Consider the following 970-nt stretch of genomic DNA (forward strand, 5'->3'; position numbering starts at 1 on the left):
GTTGGTGCTCAAGGCGTTGACGGAGGACAAGTTCCGATGGCCCAGACGAGCGGAAACGGTGGTTGCGCTCACCGCGGAGCAATTGCGATGGCTGCTCGACGGGATCGATATTGACGCGATGGTCCCTCATCCGGTGCGGCAATATCAGTTTGTCGGTTGAAGGCCGTTGACGCGGGAACGGGCTTTCGATTCAAGACTGCGATGGATCGAGGCGGCATCCCCACTATTGCGGAATTGATGGCGCTTCTGGCGACGAAAGCCGCTGAAGTCGAGGCATTGGCGGCCGAGAGAGACTCCCTTGCCCGGCGCATCCTGAAGCTTGAGGAGGAACTGGCGCTGGCGCGGTTGCACCGCTTTGCGCCGCGCAGCGAAAAGCACCTGGATCGTGTCTTCAATGAAGCCGAGCAGGCCTCCCTTGAGGACGATACCGACGATGGACACGACGACGTCGATGAGCCGGCCGCCGCCGATCTTCCCGACACGGGATTGCCGGAGGCGAGAAAGCCAGAAGGGAAGAAGCGCGGGCGCAAGCCACTTCCTGCCGACCTGCCGCGCCAGCGCGTCGAATATGACCTCGCCGACGACCAGAAGGTCTGCCCGTGCTGCAGCGAACGGATGCATCGCATGGGGGAAGTGGTAACCGAGCAGCTTCACATCGAGGTGAAGGCCACGGCCCTTCAGAATGCCCGCGCCAAATATGCATGCCGCAATTGCGACCGCACCGGGATCGCCACGCCGATCGTCATTGCGCCGATGCCCGCACAGCCCTTGCCGGGCAGCATTGCCACGGCCTCGACGCTGGCCTTTGCCCTTGTTCATAAATACGTCGATGGCACACCGCTGTATCGTTTGGCGCAAACCTTCGAGCGCGCAGGGGTACCTGTCAGCCGTGGTGCTCTGGGCCGTTGGGTGATCGCTTCGAGCGAGAGGCACTTGCATCGCATCTTTGACGCCCTGAAGCTGCGGCTCC

Annotated in this window: 2 protein-coding genes; both read left to right on the forward strand. The window is 62.4% G+C overall.

What is annotated here, in order from left to right; all coding sequences use genetic code 11:
• Positions 1-4 precede the first annotated feature (4 nt).
• Entirely contained in the window at positions 5-160 is a 156-nt protein-coding gene (gene tnpB, locus HWN72_RS32125; RefSeq protein WP_375154556.1) for an IS66 family insertion sequence element accessory protein TnpB, read from the forward strand.
• Positions 161-201: 41 nt separating this feature from the next.
• Positions 202-970, forward strand: a 769-nt coding sequence (locus tag HWN72_RS30735) for a transposase (RefSeq protein WP_211152330.1), incomplete at its 3' end; no start/stop codon positions are given.

The sequence above is a fragment of the Novosphingobium sp. HR1a genome (assembly GCF_015594425.1).
In the GTDB taxonomy this organism is placed as follows: Bacteria; Pseudomonadota; Alphaproteobacteria; order Sphingomonadales; family Sphingomonadaceae; genus Novosphingobium; species Novosphingobium resinovorum_A.